A 23,018-nucleotide genomic window follows, 5' to 3' on the forward strand; every position below is an offset into this window, starting at 1 on the left:
TAGCAAGGATTTCAAGTGAGCCGTACTACAACTGTTGATGGCGCTCCGGCAAGCGTCACTGACAAGCAAAGCATTTCTCAGCCAAATCAATTTATTAAACGCGGTACGCCGCAATTTATGCGCGTCACCCTGGCGCTTTTCTCTGCCGGACTGGCAACCTTCGCACTTCTCTATTGTGTGCAACCTATCCTTCCGGTGCTTTCGCAGGAGTTTGGCTTAACGCCTGCGAACAGTAGTATTTCACTGTCCATTTCAACGGCGATGTTGGCTATCGGTTTGCTGTTTACTGGCCCGCTATCCGATGCCATTGGTCGCAAACCAGTGATGGTCACGGCGCTACTGTTGGCCTCCATTTGTACGTTACTTTCGACAATGATGACCAGCTGGCACGGCATTTTGATTATGCGCGCCTTGATTGGGCTTTCGTTAAGTGGCGTTGCAGCTGTTGGCATGACTTATCTTAGCGAGGAAATCCACCCCAGTTTCGTGGCCTTTTCGATGGGGTTGTATATCAGCGGCAACTCAATTGGCGGCATGAGCGGACGCTTAATTAGCGGTGTCTTCACGGACTTTTTCAACTGGCGAATTGCTCTGGCGGCTATCGGCTGTTTCGCGCTGACCTCGGCGTTGATGTTCTGGAAAATCCTCCCGGAATCACGCCATTTTCGCCCGACTTCCCTGCGACCAAAGACGTTATTTATCAACTTTCGTCTGCACTGGCGTGACCGGGGATTGCCGTTATTGTTCGCAGAAGGCTTTTTGCTGATGGGGTCGTTCGTCACGCTGTTTAATTACATCGGCTATCGGTTGATGCTCTCCCCCTGGCATGTCAGTCAGGCCGTGGTTGGCTTATTATCGCTGGCTTATTTGACCGGTACATGGAGCTCACCCAAAGCCGGAACCATGACCACCCGTTATGGGCGCGGTCCGGTGATGTTGTTTTCGACGGGGGTTATGCTGTTTGGTTTACTGATGACCTTATTCAGCTCGCTGTGGCTAATCTTTGCCGGAATGTTACTCTTCTCAGCCGGATTCTTCGCAGCCCACTCAGTTGCCAGCAGCTGGATCGGCCCCCGCGCAAAACGCGCTAAAGGCCAGGCCTCCTCGCTGTATCTGTTCAGTTACTATCTGGGGTCGAGTATTGCCGGGACGCTGGGTGGTGTTTTCTGGCATAACTATGGCTGGAACGGCGTCGGCGCATTTATTGCTCTGATGCTGGTCATTGCTCTGCTGGTCGGGACGCGTTTGCATCGTCGTCTGCACGCCTAAAAATAAGTCCGGACTGCGGTAAATACCCATCCGGACTTATTGCCTGCTCAAACCAACGTTAATAGCCATCCTAAAATAGACGAAGCGCCAGCCAATTCCCGCAGCGCATCTAGTGTCATCAGGATTATAAGTACCCAAATAAACGGATTCATTTTGCTGTGTGTCATTTATTACTGATGCGCAGTTATTCTACCGCTTTGTAAGTAGTAAAATAGTTAACCCGATCAAGACTACTATTATTGGTAGCTAAATTTCCCTCAAGTCACAATACGTTATTATCAACGCTGTAATTTATTTAACGTTTGTACATATCGTTACACGCTGAAACCAACCACTCACGGAAGTCTGCCATTCCCAGGGATATAGTTATTTCAACGGCCCCGCAGTGGGGTTAAATGAAAAAACAAATTGAGGGTATGACAATGAAAAAAGTATTAGCTCTGGTTGTTGCCGCTGCTATGGGTCTGTCTTCTGCCGCCTTTGCTGCAGAGACTGCGACCACACCTGCTCCGACTGCGACGACCACCAAAGCAGCGCCGGCGAAAACTACACATCATAAAAAACAGCATAAAGCAGCACCTGCCCAGAAAGCGCAGGCGGCTAAAAAGCATCATAAAAATGCGAAAGCTGAACAGAAAGCCCCTGAACAAAAAGCGCAGGCAGCGAAGAAACACGCCAAGAAACACAGCCATCAGCAACCGGCAAAACCTGCTGCACAACCCGCAGCGTAAGTTTTCAACAGTAATGCTGGCGCGCCCCCTCGCGCCTGAAAATTACGGTGCTAAGCGGGTAACGTTTGGCACCGCCTTTAGCGGAGGGTAGTATGGTGGGCCGTTATCGCTTTGAGTTCATTCTTATCATCCTTATTTTATGCGCACTGATTGCCACCCGTTTTTATCTTTCCTGATCGTAGTTATCTGATTTTGCTCCCACTTTCATCCCGTCCCGTCTATAGTATTTATGAGGGTTTGCTTTTAATAATCATAATTACCCACCAGAGTGTGATATGCGTACAACCATTGCAGTAGTGTTGGGTGCAATTAGTTTGACGTCTGCTTTTGTGTTTGCAGATAAACCAGACGTTGCCAAATCGGCAAACGATGAGGTCAGCACCCTGTTTTTTGGTCATGATGATCGTGTGCCAGTGAATGACACGACCCAATCACCGTGGGATGCGGTTGGGCAACTGGAAACGGCCAGCGGCAATTTATGTACGGCGACGCTAATTGCACCCAATCTGGCATTAACGGCAGGACACTGTTTATTGACGCCGCCAAAGGGTAAAGCCGATAAAGCGGTGGCGCTGCGTTTTGTGTCAAATAAAGGTCTTTGGCGCTATGAGATCCACGACATAGAAGGCCGCGTTGACCCGACACTGGGAAAGCGGTTAAAAGCAGATGGGGATGGTTGGATTGTTCCTCCCGCAGCTGCGCCGTGGGACTTCGGTTTGATTGTGCTACGTAATCCCCCTTCTGGCATTACACCATTGCCGTTATTTGCGGGAGATAAAGCCGCACTTACCGCCGCATTAAAAGCGGCAGGTCGAAAAGTGACTCAAGCGGGATACCCTGAAGATCATCTCGATACGTTGTACAGTCATCAAAACTGTGAAGTAACTGGCTGGGCGCAAACGTCGGTGATGTCACATCAGTGCGATACCTTGCCGGGTGACAGCGGTTCGCCTCTGATGTTGCATACCGATGACGGCTGGCAGTTAATTGGCGTGCAAAGTTCGGCTCCTGCCGCGAAAGATCGCTGGCGTGCCGATAACCGGGCCATTTCTGTCACTGGTTTTCGCGACAAGCTAGACCAACTTTTGCAAAAATAGCATTCAAACGCTGCCCGACAGCACGGGCAGCGTGTTCATCAGGCAAACTTCACCATAATCATTCCAGCCAACAGCAAGACCAGGCCAATCCAGCCTTTGCGATTTAAACGTTGACCAAACAAAACCCAACCTGCGACTAACGTGGCGGCAATACCAAATCCGCCCCACAATGCATAGGCTACAGACAAGTCAATCCCTTTAACGGCTTGAGAAAGCGCACTAAAGGCAGCCAGCACCGCCGCCAGGGAGAGCAAACCATAGATTTTGCGACGAAAGCCGTCAGAAAATTTCAAAAAGACATTAGCAACGATTTCCAGCACGATTGCCAATGCCAGCCAGACGGCGTGTACCCATTCAAACTGCGCCATGGTTCACCTCCGGCTCAGGTTTACACGCTTTACGGGTACCTGATTTGATTAATACAATCCCAGCCACCAGGGTCGTTAACCCGGCAATTTTCATCAGCGATAAACTTTCATCGAATAACAAAACGCTAAACAAGGTAATCAATAAAATACCGATACCTTCCCACAGCGCATAAGCTACGCCTAAGGCGATTTTTTTAACGGCGAAGGAGAGAAATATATACGACAGAGAAATCATCACCAGCATTAAAATAAAACCGCCATTACCCTCACTGACGCTCGCCCATTTCATTGACAGCGTGCCGGTAATTTCCGTAGCAATAGCCAGACCTAATAAAATCCAATAAATATACATCGTCCTTCTCCTGCAAGAGAATTATTTTATCTTTCGCTCAATTCAGCGAAACCAGAGCAAAGTGATCAAGCCCCGCGCATAGCGCAAGGTTAGGCAGAAGAAAGGACTAAAGCGCGTTGCGCCAGTGCTGCTCACCTACGAGCAAAATAGTGGATGAGGTACGAAGATGGGTAAATGTAGAAAATAACGTCCTGAACAAATTGTCCATAATATTACAATTATCCGCAGTGTTGCTTCTCATCATCGCGGATGATAATTGTCCTCGGTAGTTGAACACGCCTGATTTGTATCATAGCTTAAGAATTAACTCAAAATATTTTCACTTCTTTACCTGAGCAGTTTGATTTTCGTTATGATGACGGAACGAAAAAGACATTATTATTAGCAAAGAAAGAAAAAACGGGGACAAGCATGGCAAAGCCGATCATCACGCTCAATGGTCTAAAAATCGTCATTATGTTGGGAATGCTGGTCATTATTCTCTGCGGTATCCGTTTTGCCGCCGAGATCATCGTGCCGTTTATTCTCGCATTATTTATTGCTGTTATTCTTAACCCGCTGGTGCAACACATGGTCCGCTGGCGAGTGCCGCGTGTACTGGCGGTGTCGATTTTGATGACCATCATCGTGATGGCTATGGTGTTGCTGTTAGCTTATCTGGGTTCCGCGCTCAACGAGTTGACGCGGACGTTACCGCAATATCGCAACTCTATTATGACGCCGCTGCAAGCTCTTGAGCCGTTGTTGCAACGCGTAGGGATTGACGTCTCAGTTGACCAACTGGCGCATTACATTGATCCGAACGCGGCGATGACGTTGCTCACCAACTTATTGACGCAGTTATCTAATGCCATGTCATCAATATTTTTATTGCTGCTGACGGTGTTGTTTATGCTGCTCGAAGTGCCACAATTGCCCGGAAAATTTCAGCAAATGATGGCGCGTCCGGTTGAAGGGATGGCGGCGATTCAGCGCGCGATTGACAGTGTGTCTCATTATCTGGTGCTGAAAACAGCCATCAGCATCATCACCGGCCTGGTCGCCTGGGCGATGCTCGCCGCACTCGATGTTCGCTTCGCTTTTGTCTGGGGATTGCTGGCCTTTGCGCTTAATTACATCCCGAATATTGGTTCAGTCCTCGCGGCAATCCCCCCTATCGCTCAGGTACTGGTGTTTAATGGCTTCTACGAAGCGTTGCTGGTGCTGGCGGGATATCTGCTGATTAATCTGGTCTTCGGCAATATTCTGGAGCCGCGGATCATGGGGCGTGGGCTGGGGCTTTCCACATTGGTGGTATTTCTGTCGTTGATTTTTTGGGGATGGTTGTTAGGACCGGTGGGTATGCTGCTTTCCGTGCCGTTGACAATTATTGTCAAAATTGCGCTTGAACAAACAGCGGGAGGTCAAAGCATCGCCGTTCTGTTAAGCGATCTCAATAAAGAGTGACGGCCTCCGCAGAGGCCGTCAAGTTTACAGAGCTTTCAGGATTGCATCCACGCTGGCTTTGGCGTCACCAAACAGCATGTGGGTGTTTTCCTTGAAGAACAGCGGGTTTTGCACACCAGCATAGCCAGTGTTCATCGAACGTTTAAAAACAATCACGTTCTGCGCTTTCCACACTTCCAGCACAGGCATACCAGCAATCGGACTCTTCGGATCATCCTGCGCCGCCGGGTTAACCGTATCGTTAGCACCAATCACCAGTACGGTATCGGTATCAGCGAAGTCATCGTTGATCTCGTCCATTTCCAGTACGATGTCATACGGTACTTTTGCTTCAGCCAGCAATACGTTCATATGCCCAGGCAAACGCCCCGCAACCGGGTGTATACCGAAACGCACGTTGATACCACGAGCGCGCAGTTTCTCGGTAATTTCAGCGACAGGATATTGCGCCTGCGCGACTGCCATGCCGTACCCCGGAGTAATGATCACTGAATGGGAGTTTTTCAGTAATTCCGCTGTCTCTTCTGCGGTGATTTCGCGGTGCTCGCCCACTTCCTGATCATCGCCAGCAGAAGAGCCGTCGGTGCCGAAACCACCCGCAATAACGCTGATAAAGGAACGGTTCATCGCCTTACACATAATGTAAGAAAGGATTGCCCCCGAAGAACCGACCAGCGCGCCGGTCACGATTAGCAGGTCGTTGCTAAGCATAAAGCCCGCTGCAGCTGCCGCCCAACCAGAGTATGAGTTCAGCATTGACACGACGACTGGCATATCTGCACCACCGATGGAGGCGACTAAATGCCAGCCGAATACCAGCGCAATAGCGGTCATTATCAGCAATGCCAGCACTTGCAGGCCTACGCTGTCCGTGCGAACAAATACAATCAGCAGCAGGAAGGAAACGACCAGAGCTGCCAGGTTCATTTTGTGACGGTTTGGCAGCATCAACGGTTTAGACGAAATCTTGCCACACAGTTTGCCGAACGCCACCACCGAACCCGTGAACGTTACCGCCCCGATGAAGATACCGAGGAACACTTCCGTCAGGTGAATATTGACCAGAATCGGTGCCATTCCCGCGTCATGATGCAGATAGCTGTTAAAGCCAACCAGCACTGCCGCCAGACCCACAAAGCTATGCAGGATCGCCACCAGTTCTGGCATTTCGGTCATTTCAACTTTCTTTGCCAGACGGATACCAATTGCCCCACCAATGACCATCGCCAGCAAGATCCAGCCAACATTACCCGTATCCGGTCCAAAGATGGTTGCGATTAACGCAATCGCCATCCCGGCGATACCGAAGTTGTTACCCTGGCGAGACGTTTCATGTTTCGAAAGCCCGGCCAGACTGAAGATAAACAGGATCGCGGCAACAATGTATGCAGCTGTAACTAATCCTCCAGACATATGTTACCCCTTAATTTTTGCGGAACATTTTCAGCATGCGCTGAGTCACGGTGAAGCCACCGAAAATATTAATGCTGGCTATAAGCACCGCGATAAAACTAAGGAAGCTAACCCAGCCGCCCTGGCCAATCTGCAACAGTGCTCCGACAACAATAATCCCTGAAATCGCGTTGGTGACCGACATCAACGGTGTATGCAGCGCGTGCGATACATTCCACACCACGTAATAACCGACAACGCAGGCCAGCGCAAAAACGGTGAAGTGCCCAAGAAACTCTTTCGGCGCAACGCTTGCCAGCCAACCGAAAAGGATGATTGCCAGCGCCATCAACGCGTATTTACGCCACGGTGAGCAGGCACATTTTTCCTCAGTTTTCACTTCCGGTGCCGATTTTTGTGCCGCCTGCGGCTGAGCAGATACCTGAATCGGCGGTGCCGGCCAGGTAATTTCGCCCGCACGGATCACGGTCACGCCGCGAATCACCACATCATCAAAATCAACCGTGATGTTGCCGTCTTTCTCTTTGCATAACAGTTTCAGCAGATTAACGAGGTTTGTGCCGTAAAGCTGTGAGGATTGCGTCGGCAGACGGCCCGGAAGATCGGTATAACCAATCACTTTGACACCATTTTCCGTAGTGAAAATTTCACCCGGTACGGTGTATTCACAGTTGCCGCCGTTTTGGGCTGCCAGGTCGACAATCACACTGCCCGACTTCATGGAGTCAACCATTTCACGGGTAATCAGCTTCGGCGCTGGTTTGCCTGGAATAAGCGCGGTGGTGACAATGATATCGACCTCTTTTGCCTGGGCGGCAAAGAGCTCCATTTCCGCTTTGATGAACGCATCCGACATCACTTTGGCATAGCCATCGCCGCTGCCCGCTTCCTCTTTAAAGTCCAGCTCGAGGAATTCCGCGCCCATACTTTGAACTTGTTCTTTCACTTCCGGGCGGGTGTCGAATGCACGCACAATCGCGCCGAGACTATTGGCTGCGCCAATGGCGGCCAGACCTGCAACACCCGCACCAATCACCATCACTTTTGCCGGTGGCACTTTCCCTGCCGCCGTAATTTGCCCGGTAAAGAAGCGCCCAAATTCATGTGCCGCTTCAACAATGGCGCGATAACCAGCGATGTTCGCCATCGAACTGAGTGCGTCCAGCGATTGTGCGCGTGAGATACGCGGCACAGAGTCCATCGCCATCACGGTCACGTTACGTTCCGCAAGTTTTTGCATTAATTCCGGATTCTGCGCAGGCCAGATAAAACTCACCAGCGTTGTCCCTGGATTCAGTAACGCAATTTCATTATCTAACGGCGCATTGACCTTCAGAATGATCTCTGACTGCCAGACGTTATTCCCTTCTACAATTTCGGCGCCCGCTTGCACAAACGCTTTATCGTCAAAACTTGCCAGTTGACCCGCGCCGCTCTCTACCGCGACGGTAAAACCCAGTTTCAGCAGCTGTTCCACTGTTTTTGGCGTTGCTGCAACACGGGTTTCATTGGTTAACCGTTCTCTTGGTATGCCAATTCGCATGATATTCCCTTCCATCGGTTTTATTGATGATGGTTTGCCTGTGTCAGGATCCACACAAGCCGCTCATGTACGAGCTAAATGTTACTCCGTTAAAATAAATTAGTAACAAACGCCCTATAACGTACTGAAAATTATGCCTGTGATCTAGCGCCAAAAATCAGTATTTCGGCGTGAACTCGCAAAATATTAACGATTCAGCCGTGATAGTGGGATAAACACCTTAGAACGCTAGATAAAGACTGATAATTATCTTCGGTGGACAGGTAAAACGTGATATCGCCCCGGCACGAATCATTACTTAACATTAAATTAACTTATACAATTCAGTTGCTTCAGTAGTATTGATGCTGATACGGCTGTTTTTTAAGCATAGACCGTCATTTGAACAGGATTAAAATTGGCTTAAGGAATGTGATATGAAAAATGACGCAGACAGTTACACCGTTTAAATGCAATAATCAGCCACGTTTCTCGTTAATAACAATACCAGTACCTGGTTTGCGCAAGGCGAAGGATTATTTTTATGAAGCTTAAGAACACCCTCCTGGCGTCGGCACTGCTTTCTGCTACGGCCTTTTCCGTTAACGCAGCAACAGAACTGACACCGGAGCAAGCGGCAGCGGTTAAACCTTTTGACCGTGTAGTGGTTACCGGTCGTTTTAATGCTATTGGCGAAGCGGTGAAAGCCGTTTCTCGTCGCGCTGATAAAGAAGGTGCCGCCTCTTTTTATGTTGTCGACACTTCTGATTTTGGTAACAGCGGTAACTGGCGTGTGGTCGCTGACCTCTATAAAGCCGATGCTGAAAAAGCCGAAGAAACAAGTAATCGCGTTATCAACGGTGTTGTCGAACTGCCAAAAGATCAGGCCGTTCTGATTGAACCGTTTGATACGGTTACCGTTCAGGGCTTCTATCGTAGCCAGCCTGAAGTCAATGACGCCATCACCAAAGCGGCAAAAGCGAAAGGCGCTTACGCTTTCTACATTGTTCGTCAAATCGATGCTAACCAGGGCGGTAACCAGCGCATTACAGCGTTCATCTATAAAAAAGATGCTAAGAAACGCGTCGTACAAAGCCCGGATGTGATCCCGGCAGATTCCGAAGCGGGACGTGCAGCTCTGGCTGCGGGTGGCGAAGCAGCGAAGAAAGTAGAGATCCCAGGGGTTGCGACAACCGCATCACCAAGTTCTGAAGTTGGTCGCTTCTTTGAAACCCAGTCATCAAAAGGCGGGCGTTACACTGTCACGCTTCCTGATGGTACTAAAGTCGAAGAACTGAACAAAGCAACAGCAGCGATGATGGTTCCATTCGACAGCATCAAATTCTCTGGCAACTATGGCAACATGACCGAAGTCTCCTATCAGGTTGCGAAACGTGCCGCGAAGAAAGGCGCTAAATATTACCACATCACCCGCCAGTGGCAGGAACGTGGTAATAACCTCACCGTTAGCGCAGATCTGTATAAATAACTATTCAGTTACCACTATAAGGCGGCTTAATGCCGCCTTTCGCATTTTTAGTCACAAATTTCCCCACGACCATTGCATGCAGACACATCTCTTCGTAAAATCCCGCGCTTCAGTGGCAAACTCCATTTTTATGCGTTTTGCCCTAATATTTATTCTTCTAATCACGTTTTAACCACTGGATATCGATGGAAAAGAAACTGGGACTGAGCGCACTCACCGCGCTGGTATTAAGCTCAATGCTGGGCGCGGGTGTTTTCAGTCTGCCGCAAAATATGGCGGCAGTTGCCAGCCCGGCAGCACTGCTCATCGGCTGGAGCATTACTGGTGCTGGCATTTTATTGCTGGCCTTTGCCATGCTGATCCTCACACGCATTCGCCCCGAGCTTGACGGCGGCATCTTTACCTATGCCCGCGAAGGGTTTGGTGAGTTAATCGGCTTTTGTTCCGCATGGGGGTACTGGCTGTGCGCGGTTATCGCCAACGTCTCCTATCTGGTGATCGTTTTTTCCGCGTTAAGCTTTTTTACGGACACGCCGGAATTGCGTCTGTTTGGCGATGGCAATACCTGGCAATCGATCGTCGGTGCCTCGGCTTTATTGTGGATTGTTCACTTTTTGATCCTGCGCGGGGTACAAACCGCTGCCAGCATTAACCTGGTGGCGACACTGGCAAAATTGTTGCCGCTGGGCCTGTTTATTGTGCTGGCGATGATGATGTTCAAACTGGACACCTTCAAGCTCGACTTTACTGGCCTTGCACTTGGCGTACCGGTATGGGAACAGGTGAAAAACACCATGCTGATCACCCTGTGGGTTTTCATTGGTGTGGAAGGTGCTGTGGTCGTTTCGGCGCGTGCGCGTAATAAACGTGATGTAGGTAAAGCAACACTGCTGGCGGTTCTCTCCGCTCTGGGCGTTTACTTGCTGGTAACGCTGCTTTCGCTGGGCGTGGTAGCACGTCCTGAACTGGCTGAAATTCGTAACCCGTCAATGGCCGGTCTGATGGTGGAAATGATGGGACCGTGGGGCGAAATCATCATCGCTGCCGGTTTGATCGTTTCCGTTTGCGGTGCGTACTTAAGCTGGACCATCATGGCGGCAGAAGTTCCGTTCCTGGCAGCCACCCATAAAGCATTCCCGCGCATTTTCGCGCGCCAGAACGCACAAGCCGCGCCATCCGCCTCACTGTGGCTGACCAATATCTGCGTGCAAATTTGTCTGGTACTGATCTGGCTGACCGGTTCCGATTACAACACATTGCTGACCATCGCCTCAGAAATGATTCTGGTGCCTTATTTCCTGGTCGGCGCGTTCTTGCTGAAAATTGCAACCCGTCCACTGCATAAAGCGGTAGGTGTCGGTGCCTGCATTTATGGCTTATGGTTATTGTACGCCTCTGGTCCAATGCATCTGCTGTTGTCCGTCGTTCTGTATGCGCCAGGGCTACTGGTCTTCCTGTACGCGCGTAAAACGCATACACATGATAATGTACTGAATCGTCAGGAAATGGTGCTGATTGGCATGCTGTTAATTGCCTCAGTTCCGGCGACCTGGATGCTGGTGGGATAACGTTCATCCCATCGTTGGATAGCAAAGGAGATAACGATGGGTAAAACCCAGCCCTTGCCAATATTAATTACTGGAGGCGGCCGTCGCATCGGCCTCGCCCTCGCATGGCATTTCATTAATCAAAAGCAACCGGTGATAGTCAGCTATCGGACACACTATCCTGCCATTGATGGGCTGATGAATGCGGGTGCGCTGTGTATTCAGGCTGATTTTTCGACCAACGACGGTGTGATGGCGTTTGCCGATGAAGTGCTAAAAAGCACCCACGGCCTGCGTGCGGTGTTGCACAATGCCAGTGCGTGGATGGCAGAAAAACCAGGTATGCCACTCACCGACGTACTGGCCTGCATGATGCAGATCCACGTTAATGTCCCATACCTACTTAACCACGCGCTGGAAAGATTACTGCGTGGGCACGGACACGCCGCCAGCGATATCATTCACTTTACCGATTATGTGGTGGAGCGCGGTAGCGACAAACATATTGCCTATGCTGCAAGCAAAGCGGCACTGGATAATATGACCCGCTCGTTTGCCCGCAAGCTGGCACCGGAAGTGAAAGTGAATTCTATTGCGCCATCGCTGATCCTGTTTAATGAGCATGATGATGCCGAATATCGACAACAGGCGCTGAATAAATCACTGATGAAAACCGCGCCTGGCGAGAAAGAAGTGATCGACCTGGTCGATTACTTACTTACCAGCTGCTTTGTCACCGGACGCAGTTTCCCTCTTGATGGCGGTCGTCATCTGCGTTAATGCAGCTTAATCCAGCATATAATCAACACCCATGCGCTTATCCCCCAGCATGCAACAGAACCAACAAAAGCGGCGGGCAAGCGCATCATTCCGGTGAAATACCACAGCGACGCCAGGTAAACAAAATAGGGAATAATCGACCACATGCTAAAAATGATGGTTGCGCGTAAGGCTTCAATGCCGCGTTCGCTGGCAACAATATAATGCGCGATGAGCGCAAAGGTCGGGAAAAGTGGAATCAGCCCGGCGATATAATAATTTTTCGTTTTTGCTAAAACACCAATCAACAGCACTACCAGCGCACCGAGCGCGGCTTTGATTACCAGCCCCATCTTTTTACCTTAACACTTCCATAACAAGTCACCAGTAGAATACCTGATGAAACCTTGTTTAGAAACGATTGATAGTAAGTAAAAACAGCGCGGTGTATTGTGACGTTTTTATATCTACCGTGAATAATATGAACACTATCGTATTTGTGGAAGATGATGCGGAAGTCGGTTCACTGATTGCCGCGTACCTGGCAAAACATGATATGCAGGTTACCGTAGAGCCGCGCGGCGACCAGGCCGAAGAAACTATTCTGCGAGAAAATCCGGATTTGGTGTTACTCGATATCATGCTACCAGGCAAGGACGGCATGACCATTTGTCGTGATTTACGCGCAAAGTGGTCCGGACCGATTGTTCTTCTAACCTCTCTCGATAGCGATATGAACCACATCCTGGCACTAGAAATGGGTGCCTGCGACTATATTCTCAAAACGACGCCCCCTGCTGTTTTGTTAGCGCGTTTACGTTTGCATTTGCGTCAGAATGAGCAAGCCACACTGAGCAAAGGTCTTCAGGAAACGACGCTGACTCCCTACAAAGCCATGCATTTCGGCACGTTGACTATCGATCCCATCAACCGCGTAGTCACTCTGGCTAATGCTGAAATCTCGCTCTCGACGGCTGATTTCGAATTATTGTGGGAATTAGCCACTCATGCCGGGCAAATCATGGACCGCGATGCATTGCTGAAGAACTTACGTGGCGTCAGTTATGATGGTCTGGATCGTAGCGTGGATGTGGCTATTTCGCGATTAAGAAAAAAACTGCTCGATAACGCCGCAGAACCTTATCGCATTAAAACTGTGCGTAACAAAGGCTATCTTTTTGCGCCTCATGCATGGGAATAAGCGATGAAAAAACTGTTTATCCAGTTTTACCTGTTATTGTTTGTCTGCTTCCTTGTGATGTCTCTGCTGGTTGGGCTGGTGTACAAATTTACCGCCGAACGCGCGGGCAAACAGTCGCTGGATGATTTGATGAACAGTTCGCTGTATCTGATGCGCAGCGAATTGCGTGAGATCCCCCCACACGATTGGGGTAAGACGCTGAAAGAGATGGATTTAAATCTCTCTTTCGATCTGCGTGTCGAGCCGCTGAGTAAATATCATCTTGATGATATTTCCATGCACCGGCTGCGTGGCGGCGAAATTGTCGCCCTGGACGATCAGTACACTTTTTTGCAACGCATCCCGCGCAGCCACTACGTGCTGGCAGTTGGTCCTGTTCCTTATCTTTATTACCTCCATCAGATGCGATTACTGGATATCGCCCTAATCGCTTTTATTGCCATTTCCCTCGCCTTTCCGGTGTTTATCTGGATGCGTCCGCACTGGCAGGATATGTTAAAACTGGAAGCAGCGGCGCAACGATTTGGCGATGGGCATCTCAATGAGCGTATCCACTTTGATGAGGATTCAAGCTTTGAACGACTTGGTGTCGCATTTAACCAGATGGCGGACAATATCAACGCCTTGATCGCCAGCAAAAAACAGCTTATTGACGGAATCGCTCACGAACTGCGAACGCCGTTAGTGCGCTTGCGTTATCGACTGGAAATGAGCGATAACCTGAGCGCCGCCGAATCCCAGGCATTGAATCGTGATATCAGTCAACTTGAAGCTTTAATTGAAGAGTTGCTGACTTATGCCCGACTCGATCGCCCACAAAACGAGCTTCATCTTAGCGAACCAGACCTGCCGTTGTGGCTGTCAACGCATCTGGCAGACATTCAGGCAGTAACGCCCGATAAAACGGTACGGATTAAAACGCTCGCGCAAGGCCATTATGCGGCGTTGGATATGCGCTTAATGGAGCGCGTGCTGGATAATTTGCTCAATAACGCCCTGCGCTACTGTCACTCAACGGTTGAAACCAGCCTGCTACTGTCGGGAAATAGAGCGACATTAATTGTTGAGGATGATGGCCCAGGGATTGCCCCAGAAAACCGCGAACATATCTTTGAACCTTTTGTTCGCCTCGATCCCAGCCGGGATCGCTCAACCGGCGGCTGCGGGCTGGGGCTGGCAATTGTCCACTCTATAGCACTAGCAATGGGCGGTACGGTTAATTGTGACACCAGCGAACTGGGGGGTGCCCGCTTCTCGTTTAGCTGGCCGTTATGGCATAACATCCCGCAATTTACCTCTGCCTGACACTACGCGCACGGTGGTCAGGCTGTCGATACTGTGTTATAAAATAAAGTATGTTGTAACTAAAGTGGTTAATATTATGGCGCGTTACGATCTCGTAGACCGACTCAACACTACCTTTCGCCAGATGGAACAAGAGCTAGCTGCATTTGCCGCTGAGCTAGAACAGCACAAATTGCTGGTTGCCCGCGTGTTCTCTTTACCGGAGGTGAAAAAAGAGGATGAGCATAATCCGCTTAATCGTATTGAGGTAAAGCAACATCTCGGCAAAGAGGCGCAGGCGCTGGCGATACGTCATTTCCGCCATTTGTTTATTCAGCAACAGTCCGAAAATCGCAGCAGCAAGGCTGCTGTTCGACTGCCTGGCGTGTTGTGTTACCAGGTCGATAACCTTTCGCAAGCAGCGTTGGTCAGTCATATTCAGCACATCAATCAACTCAAGACTACGTTCGAGCATATCGTCACGGTTGAGTCAGAACTTCCCACAGCGGCGCGTTTTGAATGGGTGCATCGTCATTTGCCGGGGCTGATCACCCTTAATGCTTACCGAACGCTCACTGTTCTGCACGACCCCGCCACTTTACGTTTTGGCTGGGCCAATAAACATATCATTAAGAATTTGCATCGTGATGAAGTCCTGGCACAGCTGGAAAAAAGCCTGAAATCACCGCGCAGTGTCGCACCGTGGACGCGCGAGGAGTGGCAACGAAAACTGGAGAGAGAGTATCAGGATATTGCTACCCTGCCACAGGACGCGAAGTTAAAAATCAAACGTCCGGTGAAGGTGCAGCCGATTGCCCGCGTCTGGTACAAGGGAGATCAAAAACAAGTACAACACGCTTGCCCTACGCCGCTTATTGCGCTGATTAATCGGGATAATGGCGCGGGCGTGCCGGACGTTGGGGAGTTGTTAAATTACGATGCCGACAATGTGCAACACCGTTATAAACCACAGGCGCAGCCGCTTCGTTTGATCATTCCCCGGCTGCACCTGTATGTTGCAGATTAACGCCCTGCTTTCATACTGCCGACCATCTGTTCTGGCCGTACCCAGCTGTCAAACTCGGCTTCGCTAAGATACCCCAGCGCAAGGGCCGCAGCTTTTAAGGTCAGCCCTTCTTTATGCGCTTTTTTGGCGATCTCGGCGGCTTTGTCATAACCAATGTGAGTGTTGAGCGCAGTCACCAGCATCAGCGATTCATTGAGTAATTGATTGATTCGCTCACGATTCGGTTCAATTCCCACTGCGCAGTGTTTGTTGAAACTTTCCATGCCATCTGCCAGCAAGCGCACCGATTGCAGGAAATTGTGGATCACCATCGGACGGAAGACGTTCAGTTCAAAGTTACCGGAAGCGCCCCCCATGTTGATCGCCACGTCGTTCCCCATCACCTGACAGCAGAGCATGGTTAATGCCTCACACTGGGTTGGGTTCACTTTCCCCGGCATGATTGAGCTGCCCGGCTCATTTTCCGGGATTGAGATTTCACCAATTCCGCAGCGCGGGCCTGAGGCCAGCCAGCGGACATCATTGGCAATTTTCATCAGTGACGCAGCCAACCCTTTCAACGCGCCGTGCGCCTGAACCAGGGCATCACAGGTCGCCAGCGCTTCAAATTTGTTCGGCGCGGTAACAAACGGTGCGCAGGTAATGACTGCCAGTTCATCTGCCACGCGACGCGCATACTCCGGATGGGTATTTAGTCCAGTACCCACAGCTGTACCGCCCATAGCCAGTTCCGCTACATGCGGCAGGCTGTATTCGATATGTTTGAGATTATGCTCCAGCATCGCTACCCAGCCGGAAATCTCCTGCCCCAGTGTTAGCGGCGTGGCATCCTGCAAGTGGGTACGACCAATTTTGACGATATCGGCAAATGCGCGCGATTTCTCATTCAGCGTCTGTGTCAGGGTTTTAAGCTGCGGAATGAGTTGCTTGCGCAGCGCCAGTAGCGCCGCAACGTGCATCGCCGTCGGAAAGACATCATTGGAACTTTGGCTTTTGTTCACGTCGTCGTTAGGGTGAACTTTACGCTCCATCCCGCGCACGCCGCCAAGTAATTCACTGGCCCGATTAGCCAGCACTTCGTTCATGTTCATATTACTTTGCGTGCCGGAGCCGGTCTGCCAGATTGCCAGCGGGAATTCGTCGTCATGCTGTCCTGCCAATACTTCATCCGCCGCCTGCCGAATGGCGCTCGCTTTCTCTTCAGACAGCAAGCCTAAATCTTCATTAACTTTTGCCGCTGCGCGCTTGGTTAGCGCCAGCGCATGAATCAGTGAGGTGGGCATTTTCTCCGTCGAAATGCGGAAATGCTCCAGCGAGCGTTGAGTTTGTGCGCCCCACAGCTTATCTGCCGGGACATCAATCGCCCCCATCGAATCTTTTTCGCTGCGTACTGTATTCATGGCCTGCTCCTCACCTGATTAATTTTTTCTTTCTGTTTTGCTTTCGTTAAGCAACTTTTAGCTCACTCATTATTTACTATTTGATAACAAATGTTTGGTCTTTCGTGCCATGTAAAAAAACCGCCCCGAAGGGCGGCTCTGTTTATTTCACACAGCGGGTGCACTGTGTGAGTTGTATCTGCTGGAAGAAGTCATTTCCTTTATCATCCACAAGGATAAACGCCGGGAAATCTTCTACTTCAATTTTCCAGATGGCTTCCATTCCCAGTTCCGGATATTCAACACATTCCAGGCTCTTAATACTTCCCTGCGCCAATACTGCTGCCGGACCACCGATACTACCGAGGTAGAAACCGCCGTGTTTTTTACAGGCATCCGTCACCTGCTGGCTGCGGTTGCCTTTCGCCAGCATGATCATACTGCCGCCCTGCGCTTGCAGTTGATCGACATAAGAATCCATCCGTCCGGCGGTCGTTGGGCCAAGAGAACCGGAGGCATAACCTTCCGGCGTTTTGGCCGGACCCGCATAGTAAATCGGATGATCTTTGATGTACTGCGGCAGCCCTTCACCGTTATCCATCCGCTCTTTCAGTTTGGCGTGAGCAATATCACGACCGACGATAATCGTGCCATTCAGCGATAAGCGTGTAGAAACGGGATACTGCGACAACTGTGCGAGGATCTCTTTCATCGGACGGTTAAGGTCAACGCGCACCGCTTCGCCTTCTCCCGCTTTGCGCAGCTCTTCCGGGATATATTTGCCTGGATTATGTTCCAGTTTTTCGATCCAGATCCCCTGACGGTTGATCTTCGCTTTGATATTACGGTCAGCAGAACAGGAGACGCCCATACCGACCGGGCAGGATGCGCCGTGACGTGGCAGGCGAATCACGCGGATGTCGTGAGCGAAGTATTTACCACCAAACTGCGCACCCAGACCAAGATTTTGCGCTTCGATCAGCAATTCTTTTTCAAGTTCCACATCGCGGAACGCCTGACCGTGCTCATTTCCTTCCGTTGGCAGTTCATCATAGTATTTAGCGGAAGCCAGTTTCACCGTTTTAAGATTCGTTTCTGCAGAAGTTCCACCAATAACGAACGCAATATGATAGGGAGGACAGGCCGCCGTACCCAGCGTGCGCATCTTCTCAACCAGGTAATTTTTCAGTTTTCCCGGCGTCAGTAACGCTTTGGTTTCCTGATAGAGATACGTCTTGTTTGCCGAACCGCCACCTTTGGCGATACAGAGGAATTTGTACTCGTCACCATCAACGGCATAAAGATCGATCTGCGCTGGTAAGTTAGTGCCGGTATTCACCTCTTTATACATATCCAGCGGCGCGTTTTGCGAGTAGCGCAGATTATCCTCGATATAAGTGTTATAGACACCGCGCGCCAGCGCTGCTTCATCACCGCCACCGGTCCATACACGCTGCCCTTTTTTACCAACAATAATCGCGGTGCCGGTATCCTGACAGGTTGGCAGAACGCCTTTTGCCGCGATGTCGGAGTTACGCAGGAATTGCAGCGCCACATATTTATCATTTTCGCTGGCCTCCGGGTCACGCAGAATGTCGGCCACCTGTTGTTGGTGAGCCGGACGCAGCATAAATGACGCATCATGAAACGCCTGACGCGCCAACAGAGTTAACGCTTCGGGTGCGACTTTCAAAATCTCCTGCCCTTCAAATTCAGATACGCTAACGTGTTCGCTGGTTAGCAGGTAATACTCAGTATCATCTTTTTTGAGTGGAAAAGGAGCCTGATAATGAAAGGGTTTGTTTGACATTGTTCTCTCACTTACTGCCTGGTTTGGTTATGCTCTGGGCGGGTGTTCCGTTGCCCTGTTAAAAGCGAGTAACAATATCCTACACAGTTTTTTAACAAAAACTGAGACTAGTACGACTTTTTGCGGCTCCAGGTTACTTCCCGTAGGATTCTTGCTTTAATAGCGGGATTAATTTCCACATTAAAACAGGGATTGATCATGCAAAAACTCATTAACTCAGTGCAAAACTATGCCTGGGGCAGCAAAACGGCGTTGACTGAACTTTATGGTATGGAAAATCCGTCCAGCCAGCCGATGGCCGAGCTGTGGATGGGCGCACATCCGAAAAGCAGTTCACGAGTGCAGAATGCCGCCGGAGATATCGTTTCACTGCGTGATGTGATTGAGAGTGATAAATCGACTCTGCTCGGAGAGGCCGTTGCCAAACGCTTTGGCGAACTGCCTTTCCTGTTCAAAGTATTGTGCGCAGCACAGCCGCTCTCCATTCAGGTTCATCCAAACAAACGCAATTCTGAAATCGGTTTTGCCAAAGAAAATGCTGCAGGTATTCCGATGGATGCCGCTGAGCGTAACTATAAAGATCCTAACCACAAGCCGGAGCTGGTTTTTGCGCTGACGCCTTTCCTTGCGATGAACGCGTTTCGTGAGTTTTCCGAGATTGTCTCCCTACTCCAGCCAGTCGCAGGTGCACATCCGGCGATTGCTCACTTTTTACAACAGCCTGATGCCGAACGTTTAAGCGAACTATTCGCCAGCCTGTTGAATATGCAGGGTGAAGAAAAATCCCGCGCGCTGGCGATTTTAAAATCGGCCCTCGACAGCCAGCAGGGTGAACCGTGGCAAACGATTCGTTTAATTTCTGAATTTTACCCGGATGACAGCGGTCTGTTCTCCCCGCTGTTGCTGAATGTGGTGAAATTGAATCCTGGCGAAGCGATGTTCCTGTTCGCTGAAACACCGCACGCTTACCTGCAAGGCGTGGCGCTGGAAGTGATGGCGAACTCCGATAACGTGCTGCGTGCAGGTCTGACGCCTAAATACATTGATATTCCGGAACTGGTTGCCAACGTGAAGTTCGAAGCCAAACCGGCTAACCAGTTGTTGACCCAGCCGGTGAAACAAGGTGCAGAACTGGACTTCCCGATTCCTGTGGATGATTTTGCCTTCTCGTTGCATGACCTTAGTGATAAAGAAACCACCATCAGCCAGCAGAGTGCCGCCATTTTGTTCTGCGTCGAAGGCGATGCAACGCTGTGTAAAGGTTCTCAGCAGTTACAGCTTAAACCGGGTGAATCAGCGTTTATTGCCGCCAACGAATCACCGGTGACTGTCAAAGGCCACGGCCGTTTAGCGCGTGTTTACAACAAGCTGTAAGAGCTTACTGAAAAAATTAACATCTCTTGCTAAGCTTATTAAAGGCTTATAACACCTTCAGGCGGCCAGTCCGCCTGATTTCATTTTATGGATAATCATTATGAATAAATCGCTGGTAGCGGTAGGCGTCATTGTTGCGCTAGGCGTAGTCTGGACAGGCGGCGCATGGTATACAGGCAAGAAGATAGAAACCCATCTCGAAGACATGGTCGCGCAGGCGAACGCGCAACTCAAACTGACAGCTCCTGAATCCAACCTGGAAGTAAGTTATCAAAACTATCATCGCGGCGTATTCAGCAGCCAGTTGCAGCTGTTGGTGAAACCCGTTGCCGGAAAAGAAAATCCGTGGATTAAAAGTGGTCAGAGCGTCATCTTCAACGAATCAGTTGATCATGGCCCCTTCCCCTTTGCCCAGCTTAAAAAACTGAACCTGATCCCGTCTATGGCATCAATTCAAACAACGCTGGTCAATAACGAAGTAAGCAAGCCACTGTTTGATATGGCAAAGGGTGAAACGCCTTTTGAGATTAACTCCCGCATTGGTTACAGCGGAGATTCCAGTTCCGATATTTCGCTCAAGCCACTGAATTACGAACAAAAGGATGAAAAAGTCGCCTTTAGCGGCGGCGAGTTCCAGTTAAATGCTGACAAAGACGGCAAAGCTATCTCCCTTTCCGGAGAGGCGCAAAGTGGTCGGGTAGACGCGGTTAACGAATACAACCAGAAAGTGCAGTTAACCTTTAATAATCTGAAAACCGACGGTTCCAGCACGCTGGCAAGTTTTGGTGAGCGCGTAGGAAACCAAAAACTGTCGCTGGAGAAAATGACCATTTCAGTGGAAGGCAAAGAACTGGCACTGCTGGAAGGCATGGAGATCAGCGGTAAATCGGATCTGGTCAATGACGGTAAAACGATCAATAGCCAACTGGATTACTCGCTAAATAGCCTTAAGGTACAGAATCAGGATCTGGGCAGCGGCAAGCTGACTTTAAAAGTCGGCCAGATTGATGGCGAAGCCTGGCATCAGTTTAGCCAGCAATATAACGCGCAAACTCAGGCGCTTCTGGCACAGCCCGAGATTGCCAACAATCCCGAACTTTATCAGGAGAAAGTGACGGAAGCCTTCTTTAGCGCTCTGCCGCTGATGCTGAAAGGCGATCCGGTGATTACTATCGCGCCGCTAAGCTGGAAAAACAGTCAGGGTGAAAGTGCGCTGAATCTGTCGCTGTTCCTGAAAGATCCGGCAACGACTAAAGAAGCGCCGCAAACGCTGGCGCAGGAAGTGGACCGCTCGGTTAAATCTCTGGATGCGAAACTGACCATTCCGGTGGATATGGCAACTGAGTTGATGACTCAGGTAGCGAAGCTGGAAGGTTATCAGGAAGATCAAGCGAAAAAACTGGCGAAACAGCAAGTTGAAGGTGCATCAGCAATGGGGCAGATGTTCCGTCTGACCACCTTGCAGGACAATACCATCACCACCAGCCTGCAATATGCTAACGGTCAGATCACGTTAAACGGGCAGAAAATGCCACTGGAAGATTTCGTTGGTATGTTTGCAATGCCGGCATTAAACGTTCCGGCTGTACCCGCTATTCCGCAGCAGTAATTCACAGCCAAAACGCCGGAGGTTTTTCTCTCCGGCGTTATTTCTTACTTCAGCATAAAGTCATACTGAATACTCATTTTCACATCCCAGTAATTCAGGCGATCGCCCAGTGTACTGCCATCGCGCTTTTCCCGCCCTTTATCGGCAGCAAGAAAGAAATTCATCCCTTGTAACGGCCCTTCGCTGACCCGATAGTTCATACCACCTAAGATACCCGCGCCTTCAATCCGCACATCTCGTTTACTGGATTCATAGCCGCGAGTCACAATCGGTGCAAATGTCAGCGTAAATTGCGGAGTTAAACGATAATTGACGCCAAATTGCCAGGACTGCATTCCTTCACGGTTACGATCAAGACTTAATGAAAAGGGATAGCCAATGTCGGTGTCCACCACGGCACCATTCATTGCATGGCGCAAATAACCACCACTGCCAAATACGCTTCCCCACGGCGCATTCCAGGTCAATTGTCCACTAACCAACGCCGTTTCATTGGGCTGGCTGGTATTACGACTTAAACCTTCGAGTTGCGCGTAAAAGCCGAGCAACTCCCCTTTCAACGTATAATTCGGGTCGAGCGGTATGCTTTTCTCGAGAATACTTTGTATCTGATTGGAAACATCTTTCTGTACCGATGCCCCCAGAGAATAGCGACTGGTATCATCATGCCAACTGGCGGCTAAAAAAGAACGTGCGCGATGTTTATCGTATTTTCCCGTCTGGCTGTTATAAACCCCTTCATCACGAATACCGGTTGTTGAATCGGTCCATAAAAATACTCGTGACCGCCACATTCCCCACAGATCAATATTTGGCGTTAAAGCCCAGTAACCTAATGCTCCTTCAGAAACTGTCGGTAATGTACGTTGCGAACTGCCAGCCATTAACGGAATACGATAAGGTAAGCTACCATAACTATAATCCGTCCCGAAGCGACCTAATTTAAGCAGGCTATTTTCACTGGGTTTTATTTTTACTGCACCCAGGGCAAAGCCAAAACTTTTATCACCATCAAGATACCACCGGGTACTCATATCAGCACGAGCACCTAATTTATAAACATAATACGCCCCGCCTTCAACGCCAATAATATTGGAATAATAACCACTATTGAAATCGAGCAATCCTCCCTGTACCCATGCGTAAATATCTCTTCCCGCGCCAGCACTGGGCTTATCCGCCCTGCGCAATTCGTTTTTCAGTCTGATGCGTAGTCCCGCTTCATCGTCAGCCAGTTGCGCCGCGTAAGCAGAGGTAAGGCCAGAGGCAGCCGTCAGGCAAATAACGGCCATGGCCACTATTTTTCTCATAGTTGCACCTTTGATGTTCTGAATATTTTTA

General features: G+C 49.9%; 23 protein-coding genes. 13 read left to right on the forward strand and 10 right to left on the reverse strand.

All coding sequences use genetic code 11. The features are described 5' to 3' along the window. Positions 1–15: 15 nt before the first annotated feature. Positions 16–1,269, forward strand: coding sequence for an MFS transporter (locus BEB54_RS02250; RefSeq protein WP_088541871.1), 1,254 nt, complete (start codon positions 16–18; stop codon positions 1,267–1,269). Between the two features lie 47 nt (positions 1,270–1,316). Here BEB54_RS02250 and BEB54_RS29895 read toward each other — a convergent pair whose 3' ends face one another. Next, entirely contained in the window at positions 1,317–1,436 is a 120-nt protein-coding gene (locus tag BEB54_RS29895; protein ID WP_001299090.1) for a KPN_01571 family protein, read from the reverse strand. 255 nt (positions 1,437–1,691) lie between these two features. On the opposite strand from BEB54_RS29895, the gene asr reads away from it, so the two are divergent. The 3 genes from asr to BEB54_RS02270 all read left to right on the forward strand — a co-directional run bounded on the left by asr (position 1,692) and on the right by BEB54_RS02270 (position 3,097). Then, positions 1,692–2,000 carry an acid resistance repetitive basic protein Asr gene (gene asr / locus BEB54_RS02260; protein WP_001362115.1) on the forward strand — a complete coding sequence of 103 codons (309 nt, stop codon included), beginning with the start codon at positions 1,692–1,694 and terminating at the stop codon, positions 1,998–2,000. Between the two features lie 92 nt (positions 2,001–2,092). Next, positions 2,093–2,176 carry a hypothetical protein gene (locus BEB54_RS02265; RefSeq protein ID WP_000233092.1) on the forward strand — a complete coding sequence of 28 codons (84 nt, stop codon included), beginning with the start codon at positions 2,093–2,095 and terminating at the stop codon, positions 2,174–2,176. Between the two features lie 99 nt (positions 2,177–2,275). Then, a complete protein-coding gene (locus BEB54_RS02270) occupies positions 2,276–3,097 on the forward strand; it encodes a trypsin-like serine peptidase (RefSeq protein WP_001260847.1) in 822 nt (273 codons plus the stop codon). 38 nt (positions 3,098–3,135) lie between these two features. Here the strand turns inward: BEB54_RS02270 and mdtI are convergent, their stop codons facing one another. The 3 genes from mdtI to BEB54_RS29900 form a co-directional block, all read right to left on the reverse strand. Next, complete coding sequence (gene mdtI, locus BEB54_RS02275) at positions 3,136–3,465, reverse strand: multidrug/spermidine efflux SMR transporter subunit MdtI (protein ID WP_000046674.1); 330 nt, start codon at positions 3,463–3,465, stop codon at positions 3,136–3,138. Next, a complete protein-coding gene (gene mdtJ, locus BEB54_RS02280) occupies positions 3,452–3,817 on the reverse strand; it encodes a multidrug/spermidine efflux SMR transporter subunit MdtJ (protein ID WP_000276155.1) in 366 nt (121 codons plus the stop codon). The genes mdtI and mdtJ overlap by 14 nt, the downstream gene beginning before the upstream one ends. A 106-nt stretch (positions 3,818–3,923) precedes the next feature. Next, positions 3,924–4,094, reverse strand: coding sequence for a protein YdgV (locus tag BEB54_RS29900; protein WP_085948401.1), 171 nt, complete (start codon positions 4,092–4,094; stop codon positions 3,924–3,926). A gap of 134 nt (positions 4,095–4,228) precedes the next feature. Here BEB54_RS29900 and tqsA point away from each other — a divergent pair, with 134 nt between their 5' ends. Next, positions 4,229–5,263, forward strand: a complete 1,035-nt coding sequence (gene tqsA / locus BEB54_RS02290; protein ID WP_001118241.1) for an AI-2 transporter TqsA — start codon at positions 4,229–4,231, stop codon at positions 5,261–5,263. A gap of 24 nt (positions 5,264–5,287) precedes the next feature. Here the strand turns inward: tqsA and pntB are convergent, their stop codons facing one another. Both pntB and pntA read right to left on the reverse strand, forming a co-directional pair. Next, positions 5,288–6,676 (reverse strand): Re/Si-specific NAD(P)(+) transhydrogenase subunit beta, encoded by a 1,389-nt coding sequence (gene pntB / locus BEB54_RS02295; RefSeq protein ID WP_001689887.1) that lies wholly within the window; start codon positions 6,674–6,676, stop codon positions 5,288–5,290. A 10-nt stretch (positions 6,677–6,686) separates the two neighbouring features. Continuing rightward, positions 6,687–8,219 (reverse strand): Re/Si-specific NAD(P)(+) transhydrogenase subunit alpha, encoded by a 1,533-nt coding sequence (gene pntA, locus BEB54_RS02300; protein ID WP_105277000.1) that lies wholly within the window; start codon positions 8,217–8,219, stop codon positions 6,687–6,689. 523 nt (positions 8,220–8,742) lie between these two features. Here pntA and ydgH point away from each other — a divergent pair. The 3 genes from ydgH to folM all read left to right on the forward strand — a co-directional run bounded on the left by ydgH (position 8,743) and on the right by folM (position 12,014). Then, positions 8,743–9,687, forward strand: coding sequence for a DUF1471 family protein YdgH (gene ydgH / locus BEB54_RS02305; protein WP_000769317.1), 945 nt, complete (start codon positions 8,743–8,745; stop codon positions 9,685–9,687). 185 nt (positions 9,688–9,872) lie between these two features. Continuing rightward, positions 9,873–11,255 (forward strand): amino acid permease, encoded by a 1,383-nt coding sequence (locus BEB54_RS02315; RefSeq protein WP_000412394.1) that lies wholly within the window; start codon positions 9,873–9,875, stop codon positions 11,253–11,255. A gap of 36 nt (positions 11,256–11,291) precedes the next feature. Then, a complete protein-coding gene (gene folM / locus BEB54_RS02320) occupies positions 11,292–12,014 on the forward strand; it encodes a dihydromonapterin reductase (RefSeq protein ID WP_105276998.1) in 723 nt (240 codons plus the stop codon). Here the strand turns inward: folM and BEB54_RS02325 are convergent. Further along, on the reverse strand, positions 12,011–12,346 hold the full coding sequence (locus BEB54_RS02325; protein WP_000524861.1) for a GlpM family protein: 336 nt from the start codon (positions 12,344–12,346) through the stop codon (positions 12,011–12,013). The genes folM and BEB54_RS02325 overlap by 4 nt on opposite strands. Before the next feature lie 128 nt (positions 12,347–12,474). Between BEB54_RS02325 and rstA the strand changes: the two genes are divergently transcribed. From rstA to tus, 3 genes are all read left to right on the forward strand, one after another. After that, a complete protein-coding gene (gene rstA / locus BEB54_RS02330) occupies positions 12,475–13,194 on the forward strand; it encodes a two-component system response regulator RstA (RefSeq protein ID WP_105276997.1) in 720 nt (239 codons plus the stop codon). Between the two features lie 3 nt (positions 13,195–13,197). Next, on the forward strand, positions 13,198–14,499 hold the full coding sequence (rstB, locus tag BEB54_RS02335) for a two-component system sensor histidine kinase RstB (RefSeq protein ID WP_000732483.1): 1,302 nt from the start codon (positions 13,198–13,200) through the stop codon (positions 14,497–14,499). Between the two features lie 76 nt (positions 14,500–14,575). After that, positions 14,576–15,505 carry a DNA replication terminus site-binding protein gene (gene tus, locus BEB54_RS02340; protein ID WP_105276996.1) on the forward strand — a complete coding sequence of 310 codons (930 nt, stop codon included), beginning with the start codon at positions 14,576–14,578 and terminating at the stop codon, positions 15,503–15,505. Here tus and fumC read toward each other — a convergent pair. Both fumC and fumB read right to left on the reverse strand, forming a co-directional pair. Then, on the reverse strand, positions 15,502–16,905 hold the full coding sequence (fumC, locus tag BEB54_RS02345; protein WP_001099088.1) for a class II fumarate hydratase: 1,404 nt from the start codon (positions 16,903–16,905) through the stop codon (positions 15,502–15,504). The genes tus and fumC overlap by 4 nt on opposite strands. Before the next feature lie 142 nt (positions 16,906–17,047). Further along, complete coding sequence (fumB, locus tag BEB54_RS02350; RefSeq protein WP_000066639.1) at positions 17,048–18,694, reverse strand: class I fumarate hydratase; 1,647 nt, start codon at positions 18,692–18,694, stop codon at positions 17,048–17,050. A gap of 198 nt (positions 18,695–18,892) precedes the next feature. Here fumB and manA point away from each other — a divergent pair, with 198 nt between their 5' ends. Together manA and BEB54_RS02360 are read left to right on the forward strand one after the other, a co-directional pair. After that, positions 18,893–20,068, forward strand: coding sequence for a mannose-6-phosphate isomerase (gene manA, locus BEB54_RS02355; RefSeq protein ID WP_001170679.1), 1,176 nt, complete (start codon positions 18,893–18,895; stop codon positions 20,066–20,068). A gap of 100 nt (positions 20,069–20,168) precedes the next feature. Beyond that, the gene (locus BEB54_RS02360; RefSeq protein WP_001043384.1) at positions 20,169–21,677 is read left to right on the forward strand and encodes a YdgA family protein; all 1,509 of its coding nucleotides are present in this window, start codon (positions 20,169–20,171) and stop codon (positions 21,675–21,677) included. A gap of 44 nt (positions 21,678–21,721) precedes the next feature. Here the strand turns inward: BEB54_RS02360 and uidC are convergent, their stop codons facing one another. Continuing rightward, positions 21,722–22,987: a glucuronide uptake porin UidC gene (gene uidC / locus BEB54_RS02365; protein ID WP_105276994.1), complete on the reverse strand. Its 1,266-nt coding sequence runs from the start codon at positions 22,985–22,987 to the stop codon at positions 21,722–21,724. Between the last annotated feature and the right edge of the window lie 31 nt (positions 22,988–23,018).

The organism is Escherichia sp. MOD1-EC6021 (genome assembly GCF_002965245.1).
Classification (GTDB): Bacteria; Pseudomonadota; Gammaproteobacteria; order Enterobacterales; family Enterobacteriaceae; genus Escherichia; species Escherichia coli_F.

Bases quoted from the DNA above. Each gene is read 5' to 3' on its own strand.
- BEB54_RS29895 (WP_001299090.1), bottom strand. From the start codon at position 1,436: ATGACACACAGCAAAATGAATCCGTTTATTTGGGTACTTATAATCCTG.
- asr (WP_001362115.1), top strand. From the start codon at position 1,692: ATGAAAAAAGTATTAGCTCTGGTTGTTGCCGCTGCTATGGGTCTGTCT.
- BEB54_RS02265 (WP_000233092.1), top strand. From the start codon at position 2,093: ATGGTGGGCCGTTATCGCTTTGAGTTCATTCTTATCATCCTTATTTTA.
- BEB54_RS02270 (WP_001260847.1), top strand. From the start codon at position 2,276: ATGCGTACAACCATTGCAGTAGTGTTGGGTGCAATTAGTTTGACGTCT.
- mdtI (WP_000046674.1), bottom strand. From the start codon at position 3,465: ATGGCGCAGTTTGAATGGGTACACGCCGTCTGGCTGGCATTGGCAATC.
- mdtJ (WP_000276155.1), bottom strand. From the start codon at position 3,817: ATGTATATTTATTGGATTTTATTAGGTCTGGCTATTGCTACGGAAATT.
- tqsA (WP_001118241.1), top strand. From the start codon at position 4,229: ATGGCAAAGCCGATCATCACGCTCAATGGTCTAAAAATCGTCATTATG.
- pntB (WP_001689887.1), bottom strand. From the start codon at position 6,676: ATGTCTGGAGGATTAGTTACAGCTGCATACATTGTTGCCGCGATCCTG.
- pntA (WP_105277000.1), bottom strand. From the start codon at position 8,219: ATGCGAATTGGCATACCAAGAGAACGGTTAACCAATGAAACCCGTGTT.
- ydgH (WP_000769317.1), top strand. From the start codon at position 8,743: ATGAAGCTTAAGAACACCCTCCTGGCGTCGGCACTGCTTTCTGCTACG.
- BEB54_RS02315 (WP_000412394.1), top strand. From the start codon at position 9,873: ATGGAAAAGAAACTGGGACTGAGCGCACTCACCGCGCTGGTATTAAGC.
- folM (WP_105276998.1), top strand. From the start codon at position 11,292: ATGGGTAAAACCCAGCCCTTGCCAATATTAATTACTGGAGGCGGCCGT.
- BEB54_RS02325 (WP_000524861.1), bottom strand. From the start codon at position 12,346: ATGGGGCTGGTAATCAAAGCCGCGCTCGGTGCGCTGGTAGTGCTGTTG.
- rstA (WP_105276997.1), top strand. From the start codon at position 12,475: ATGAACACTATCGTATTTGTGGAAGATGATGCGGAAGTCGGTTCACTG.
- rstB (WP_000732483.1), top strand. From the start codon at position 13,198: ATGAAAAAACTGTTTATCCAGTTTTACCTGTTATTGTTTGTCTGCTTC.
- tus (WP_105276996.1), top strand. From the start codon at position 14,576: ATGGCGCGTTACGATCTCGTAGACCGACTCAACACTACCTTTCGCCAG.
- fumC (WP_001099088.1), bottom strand. From the start codon at position 16,905: ATGAATACAGTACGCAGCGAAAAAGATTCGATGGGGGCGATTGATGTC.
- fumB (WP_000066639.1), bottom strand. From the start codon at position 18,694: ATGTCAAACAAACCCTTTCATTATCAGGCTCCTTTTCCACTCAAAAAA.
- manA (WP_001170679.1), top strand. From the start codon at position 18,893: ATGCAAAAACTCATTAACTCAGTGCAAAACTATGCCTGGGGCAGCAAA.
- BEB54_RS02360 (WP_001043384.1), top strand. From the start codon at position 20,169: ATGAATAAATCGCTGGTAGCGGTAGGCGTCATTGTTGCGCTAGGCGTA.
- uidC (WP_105276994.1), bottom strand. From the start codon at position 22,987: ATGAGAAAAATAGTGGCCATGGCCGTTATTTGCCTGACGGCTGCCTCT.